This is a genomic window from uncultured Blautia sp., from assembly GCF_902497045.1.
In the GTDB taxonomy this organism is placed as follows: Bacteria; Bacillota; Clostridia; order Lachnospirales; family Lachnospiraceae; genus Blautia_A.
Map to the genome: position 1 here is coordinate 1 of NZ_CABVDF010000141.1, position 7,248 is coordinate 7,248.

General features: G+C 43.4%; 7 protein-coding genes and 1 riboswitch. Of the genes, 4 read left to right on the forward strand and 3 right to left on the reverse strand.

Annotation, left to right across the window (positions count from 1 at the left end):
• Positions 1-92 precede the first annotated feature (92 nt).
• Positions 93-188, forward strand: a riboswitch (purine riboswitch).
• Between the two features lie 62 nt (positions 189-250).
• The 4 genes from RDS42_RS10210 (at position 251) to RDS42_RS10225 (ending at position 3,946) form a co-directional block, all read left to right on the forward strand.
• Entirely contained in the window at positions 251-1,534 is a 1,284-nt protein-coding gene (locus RDS42_RS10210) for an amidohydrolase family protein (RefSeq protein ID WP_308783572.1), read from the forward strand.
• Positions 1,535-1,561: 27 nt separating this feature from the next.
• The gene (locus RDS42_RS10215; protein ID WP_308783573.1) at positions 1,562-2,938 is read left to right on the forward strand and encodes an NCS2 family permease; all 1,377 of its coding nucleotides are present in this window, start codon (positions 1,562-1,564) and stop codon (positions 2,936-2,938) included.
• 121 nt (positions 2,939-3,059) lie between these two features.
• The gene (locus tag RDS42_RS10220; protein ID WP_308783574.1) at positions 3,060-3,347 is read left to right on the forward strand and encodes a hypothetical protein; all 288 of its coding nucleotides are present in this window, start codon (positions 3,060-3,062) and stop codon (positions 3,345-3,347) included.
• Positions 3,344-3,946, forward strand: coding sequence for a lysine exporter LysO family protein (locus RDS42_RS10225; RefSeq protein WP_308783575.1), 603 nt, complete (start codon positions 3,344-3,346; stop codon positions 3,944-3,946). Before RDS42_RS10220 ends, RDS42_RS10225 begins: the two co-directional genes overlap by 4 nt.
• A 52-nt stretch (positions 3,947-3,998) precedes the next feature.
• Here the strand turns inward: RDS42_RS10225 and RDS42_RS10230 are convergent, their stop codons facing one another.
• The 3 genes from RDS42_RS10230 to RDS42_RS10240 form a co-directional block, all read right to left on the reverse strand.
• Positions 3,999-4,376, reverse strand: a complete 378-nt coding sequence (locus tag RDS42_RS10230; RefSeq protein ID WP_308783576.1) for a metal-dependent transcriptional regulator — start codon at positions 4,374-4,376, stop codon at positions 3,999-4,001.
• Between the two features lie 147 nt (positions 4,377-4,523).
• On the reverse strand, positions 4,524-5,264 hold the full coding sequence (locus tag RDS42_RS10235; protein WP_308783577.1) for an RNA polymerase sigma factor region1.1 domain-containing protein: 741 nt from the start codon (positions 5,262-5,264) through the stop codon (positions 4,524-4,526).
• Positions 5,265-5,400: 136 nt separating this feature from the next.
• Positions 5,401-7,095, reverse strand: coding sequence for a YARHG domain-containing protein (locus tag RDS42_RS10240; protein WP_308783578.1), 1,695 nt, complete (start codon positions 7,093-7,095; stop codon positions 5,401-5,403).
• Between the last annotated feature and the right edge of the window lie 153 nt (positions 7,096-7,248).

Consider the following 7,248-nt stretch of genomic DNA (forward strand, 5'->3'; position numbering starts at 1 on the left):
AAATTTCCATTCTATTTTTTGGCTGTTCCGACATTTCAAAACATTAGTTTTTAATTGACAGAAAAATCAATTCCATATATAATAAATACATAACTTAAGAAATTGCAGCAGCTTATATAAGTCCATAATCGGTTGGACGTCTCTACCAACTACCATAATAGTTGCCTATAAGTTTTATTCAGGGTACCCAAAAAGGTAGTTGGCATTTTTATGCCTAAAAATCCCTGGCTGCGGAAAGGAAGTGAATTTTATGAAACATCTGTCAACCTTTGCACTGAAAGGAAATATCTGTTTCAGCCTGGACAAAAACAAACTTTCCGTACAGAAGCAGTCCTATCTGGTCTGCCAAAACGGTGTCTGCGCAGGCGTCTTTAAAGAACTCCCGGAAAGCTTTCACGGCATTCCTGTAAGAGATGCCGGAGATGCCTTGATCATTCCCGGCCTGTCAGATATCCACCTTCACGCTCCTCAGTATAGTTTCCGTGGTATGGGTATGGATCTGGAGCTTCTGGACTGGCTGAACACCATTACCTTCCCGGAGGAAGCCAAGTATGCAGATTTGGACTATGCCCGAAAGGCGTACTCTATTTTTGTAGAAGATTTAAAGAAAAGTCCTACAACAAGAGCATGCATCTTTGGAACGCTCCATGTGGAGGCTACCGAGCTTCTTATGGATCTTCTGGAAGAAACAGGCCTTAAAACCTTTGTAGGCAAAGTAAATATGGACCGGAACGGTCCTGCCGTCCTTCAGGAAAAAAGTGCAGAAGAATCTGCCGCATCCACGGTCCGCTGGCTGTCCGATACTGTCGGCAAATATCAGAATACCAGACCGATCCTCACTCCAAGATTCACTCCTTCCTGTTCAGACGAACTGATGAAAAAGCTGGCAGAGATCCAGAAGGAGTATCACCTTCCTGTTCAATCTCATCTGTCCGAAAACATGGGTGAGATTTCCTGGGTACAGGAACTTTGTCCGGAAACTTCATTTTACGGAGAAGCCTATGATCAGTTCGGACTTTTTGGCGGAGAAGGCTGTCCTGCTGTTATGGCCCATTGCGTCCATTCTCCTCAGGCAGAAATAGAACTTATGAAAAAACGCGGCGTGTATATTGCTCACTGTCCTCAGTCCAACACCAACCTTTCCTCTGGAATTGCACCGATAAGAGAATATCTGGACAAGGGACTCCATGTTGGTCTGGGCACCGACATTGCCGGCGGCCACTCCCTTTCCATGCTCCGCGCCATTGCAGATGCCGTACAGGTATCAAAACTGCGCTGGCGGCTGGTCGATGACCGTCTGAAGGCACTTACCTTTGAAGAGGCTTTTTACCTGGCAACTATGGGCGGAGGAGAATTTTTTGGAAAAGTTGGAAGTTTCCAGAAAGATTATGCATTTGACGCCGTGATCCTGGATGACAGCTTTTACCGTCATCCCCAGCCTTTAAGCGTAAGAGATCGTCTGGAACGCCTGATTTATCTTTCTGATGACCGCTGCATAAAAGGGAAATACGTTTCCGGAAGGGAACTGTTTTAATATTTTTCTAAAAAAGGGGGTATCATTATGAAACTCGACAAAATTTTTCACCTGAAAGAAAACCACACAGACGTGAAAACCGAGGTGATCGCAGGTATCACCACCTTTATGACCATGGCTTATATCCTGGCTGTAAACCCAAATATTCTGGAAGCCTCCGGAATGGATCGGGGCGCCATCTTTACGGCAACTGCACTGGCATCCTTTATTGCCACCTGCCTGATGGCTCTTTTATCCAACTATCCTTTCGTTCTGGCTCCCGGCATGGGACTGAATGCGTATTTTGCCTACACAGTTGTCCTTGGCATGGGATACAGCTGGCAGCAGGCACTGGCAGCTGTTTTCGTAGAAGGTCTTATTTTCATCCTTCTGTCCCTGACCAATGTCCGTGAAGCAATTTTTAATTCCATTCCCATGAACCTGAAACATGCGGTTTCTGTCGGAATCGGTCTTTTTATTGCTTTTATTGGTCTTCAGAATGCCAAAATCGTAATTAATAATGATTCTACACTGGTAGGCGTTTTTTCCTTTAAAAGCTCCGCACAGAACGGAACCTTCAACAGCGAAGGAATCACTGTCCTTCTTGCTCTTATCGGCGTGCTGATCACTGCTGTTCTTCTTGTAAAAAACGTAAAAGGAAGTATTTTATGGGGTATCCTGATCACATGGCTACTGGGTATCATCTGTCAGTTTACCGGTCTGTATAAACCAAATCCAGAGCTTGGATTCTTCAGCCTCCTTCCTGATTTTTCCAGAGGCATCAGCGTACCAAGCATGGCTCCTACCTTTATGAAAATGGACTTTTCCATTGTATTTTCACTGGACTTTATAGTGATCATGTTTGCATTCCTGTTTGTTGACATGTTTGATACTCTGGGAACTCTTATCGGTGTAGCTTCTAAAGCAGATATGCTGGATAAAGACGGAAAGCTTCCAAGAATTAAAGGCGCCCTCCTTTCCGACGCTGTTGGTACTTCTGTAGGCGCTGTGTGCGGTACATCTACTGTAACTACTTTTGTTGAAAGTGCCTCCGGTGTGGCAGAGGGCGGACGTACCGGTCTTACCGCTCTGGTAGCCGGACTGCTGTTTGGTCTTTCTTTGTTCCTGTCGCCGATCTTCCTTGCCATTCCGTCCTTTGCAACGGCTCCGGCTCTGATCATAGTTGGCTTTATGATGCTTACTTCTATCACAAAGATCGATTTTAGCGACTATACAGAAGCTATTCCGTGCTTTATTGCCATTATTGCAATGCCGTTTATGTACAGTATTTCCGAGGGTATTGCAATGGGTGTGATCTCCTATGTTGTGATCAATCTCATCTCCGGTAAAGCAAAAGACAAAAAGATCAGTGTACTGATGTATGTTCTGGCAGTACTTTTTGTACTGAAATACATTTTCCTGTAAATCCGGACTCATCTATAAGGCTGGGGCTTTCTGCCCCGGCCTCTTTTTTGTATTTTCCATTGTAAAGCGTTTCCTACAATGATATAATGTTTTTTATATTGCTTATCGAGGAGAATTTCTTATGAAAATATTTATTGTCATGGGTATCGGGATTCTGATCGGCAGATTCCTTATGATAGGAAAGTTAAAAAAATGGAATGAACGGCTTGCTATACTGTGTACCCTTCTGCTGATTTTTTCTATGGGTGTCATGCTTGGACAGAAGGAAAATTTCATCAGCGAACTGTCTTCTCTCGGACTGAAAAGCTTTCTTTTTTTCCTGATTCCTACAGCGGCTTCCATTATTATTGTTTATATTCTGACCAGACGTTTCATTGACAAAAAAGATACAAAGGGGAATGACAAATGATCGTTATACTAACATTTTTCGCACTGGTTTTTGGGCTTTTCTGCGGTCTGTCCGGAACAGAATCCGAGATCATCCGCTTTATCAGCAAAAATTCCGATATGATCCTGTACATTCTGATGTTTTCTGTCGGTATCAGCATCGGCATGCATAACGGAATCCTGAAAAAAATACGTCAGTATCACCTGAAGATTCTGATTATCCCTCTTGGAATCACTGCCGGTTCTATTCTTGGCGGCCTCCTTTGTTCACTGATCCTGAAGCTTCCTTTAAACCAGGGAGCTGCTGTTGCCAGCGGCATGGGCTGGTACAGTCTGGCAGGAGTTACCATCAGCCGTCTGGGCGGAGCAGAGCTTGGAAGTATTGCTTTTATGAGTAATCTTATGAGAGAGTTTTTTTCCTTTTTCCTGATCCCCATAATCGCAGCAAAGCTCAATTACTGCACCTGTATCGCACCGGCCGCAGCCACCAGCGAAGATACCACCCTTCCGGTACTTTTGAAATACACAGACGAAGAAACAGTAGTTCTGTCTGTTCTTAACGGAATGCTGTGCTCTTTTTTTGTGCCAATATTAATTACCTTTTTCTTTCATATTGGATAAAAGATGCCAAGAAAAATGAAAAGACCGTTACATCTGTAACGATCTTTTTTGTTTAATCAAGCTGTCCATCAGCTGTCATACGCTCTTTAATTCTCTCAAAACTTTCTTCACTGATATCATGTTCCATTTTACATGCATCTGTCTTTGCAATATCTGACGGAACCCCCAGACTTTCCAGCATTTTTGTAAGGATTGTATGCCTTTCATAAACTCTATTGGCAATCTCAGCCCCCTTATCAAGAAGAGTGACTGTTCCATATCGGTCCATAGCAATATATCCATCTTCCCTCAAAAGCTTCATAGCATGGCTGACACTGGGTTTCGAAACTGACAGCATTGAAGCAATATCCACAGAACGGACACTGTTGCCTTTTTGTGATAAAATGAGGATTGCTTCCAGATAGTCCTCCGCCGATTCTCTGATCTGCATAAAAACACCTCCCATTCCGCTTATTTTATCATAATATCTGACAGATTTCAACCGATAGTCAGCTCTGTTCACAGCCTCTGCTGTCCAATACTGCTTTGCACAGCAGCGAACCAAAACTCCGTTCCTGACTGCCTGAGGCAATAGAATTTACTTGTCATCTCCTGTCAGACGGAGAGTATCCCTGATCTCCTCCACATCCATATCCAGGATCACTGCAAGCTCTCCGATACTAAAAGCGCTTTCTCCGTCTTCCTCATCTTCAGAAAGCTCTCGGACTGCGCTCTCCAGCTTCTCCACTCTTGCCACCAGACTATCGTCTTCAAACTTCCTCTGGTTCTGTTCCCTGCAGGCGTCCATAATTCCTTTTTTCACCTGTTCCAGCAGCCATATCTCATCTCTGCATTCTGTTCCCGCCAGTCCAAGAGCCTGAACAAGGCTGACATTTGCTTCCTGGATCAGATCTGCCAGAAAGATTTCCTCTTCATTGAGCTCAACGGCAAGCTCTGCCGCCTTTTTCATATATTTTGCAGCAAGTGTCTGGGCTGCATCACTGTTTCCTTCCGCCAGACGTTCAAAAAGAGTCTCGGCTTCCGGGAAGGTTTCCTCATCCGGCAGGCTTTCCATATATTCTTTCAAGTATGCTTCTTCCTCCGGTGTAAGAGGAATCTGTTTCTTTTCTTTCTCTGTTTCCGGGCTGCTTTCTATTCCTGTCCCTTCTATTTTAATCCCCTGACCTGTAAGATATTTCAGAACCCCGCCAAGCTGATCGTGGTTCAGTTCCATTCCTTCAAGAGTTTCACGAATCTGTAGCGCCTGGATCGTATTTCCCTGTTCTTTTGCCAGAGTCTGCATTTTTTTCAATTTTTCCTGAAATTCACGGACATCCATTCTCTTTCTCCTTTATGTGATAAAAGTAAATTTTTCTGTAGTTAGCTTTCTTAAGCATTCCTATTATATCATCTCCAAAAGCTCTTTCCAACAGAAAAGAATCTTTTCCCATACAGACAGACCATTACGCTCCGGATTATTTCTCAAGACTTTTAATCAATGCAAGATTGTATTTTTCGTAAGGATTCAGAACATCATCTTCTATTGCGTCAAATTCTTCCGGTTCATATTTGGGAACATACCAGGTCTGTGCATCAAAATACGCCTGAATTTCTGCTGTCTTAAACCTTCTCCCATATCTGGCATAAATCTCATTTCTTGCCAGACGAAGCTGTTCCCCGGTAAGATTCATACGGATCAGCTGCTCTTCTGTCAGATATTCAGTACTGCTGTTTGGCAGAATGTAATTTCCGGATACTGAATTACCTGTATTAGAAGTCTGTGTCTCTCCTGAGCCTCTATTCTTCAAAAGCGTAATCGCTTCCCAATTTGCATAAACGTTTTCATCATCAGGATGAAAATTCATTTCATAAAAATCTCCGGCAATATCTACTGTAAAATATCCTCCTCTTCTGCCTGACCCCATCAGCTTATTTCCATAGAAACGCCATGGTCCAGCAGCCTCGCTTATATGAGTATAATCTCCTATCTGATATACATTCCCGTTATTGTTTCCATAAATGGTAATTCCATATCCCAGGTCAGGCACAAAAGTATCTGCATCCTGTTCAGGGAAACTGTCTGATATAATCAGTATCGGCTCCTGGTTTTCGCCTGCAGGAAGAATAGCATAATACGAACCAACACCATTTGTTTTCAAAAACTCCTCGTAAGGATTTTCTTCAAATAGTTCAGATAAACCCGACTGTTCCGGTTCCGAAACAGCGCATTCCTGGATTTCTCCTATCTGAGATGTGTAATCCTCAAGATCGATCCAGAATCCCTCAAGATCACCGGAGGGGTTTGCCCACCATTCATTAACCACAGCTGCATCCAGTCTGTCTCCACGTATCAGCCTTACCAGCAAATAACAATAAGGATCCTGGCTCACCGTAGAATAAAAAGTATAACCGTCTCCGCCCAGCCGTTCAGCCTGGAAGCTCAGTGACTGATAAGCTTCGATCATACCTATGACATTCTGACTGTAATTGTCGTCATACAACGGTTCGGGATCCAGACTGAACAGGCAATCTGCTTCTAAACCAGATCCTCCATAATACAGATCAGAAGTCTGTTCCATTTCTTTGAAGCAGTTTCCAGCATAGGTATATCCCATAAAATACCATTCGTATCCTGTTGCCAGATATTTAGAAGAACGATTGCATTCATAAAAAAACTGATACTGTCCATTCGCTTTTCTTAAAAACAGATTCCCTTCAAATCCGGCATACCCTGAATCAGACATTGTTGTCATCTCATCAGGCATACCCTGAAAATCGTAACGCACCAGTTCAAACATATCGGAAATAATCCAGGAATCTTCCTGCTGCTCATACATAGACACCCTGACACTTTTTCCCGTTTCCTGAATATCTTCCCGGCCTTCATAAGTCACCGCAAGGATTTCCTCTTTTTGGTCATTGTCAAAATCCCTCTTCAGGCATCCCAGAATTCCCTCTTCATCTACAGGCTTCATAAATTTTCTGTCCTGTTCCATGATCATGGGTGTATCCACCCTCTGTCCGCCGATATAGGGCAGATTTGTGATCTGGGATATGATCCTTGTTTCATCCGTGCAATTCCGGCTGTCAGCCTTACACAGCACCCCTTCACTGCCCAATGCCAGAACACTGATCATCAATACTTCTAAAAAAAATCTTATCTTTTTCATACCTTTCTCCTCCCATGTTTTCAGTTGATTTTATTATAACATCTGCCATTTGACTTTCCAATAGAGCAAAAAACAGAGCAGAATGTCCTCTCTCCCTTTACGTAAAAGAAACACCCGGTAGGGGAGCTACCGGGTGTTTCGAGGGGAGTATAA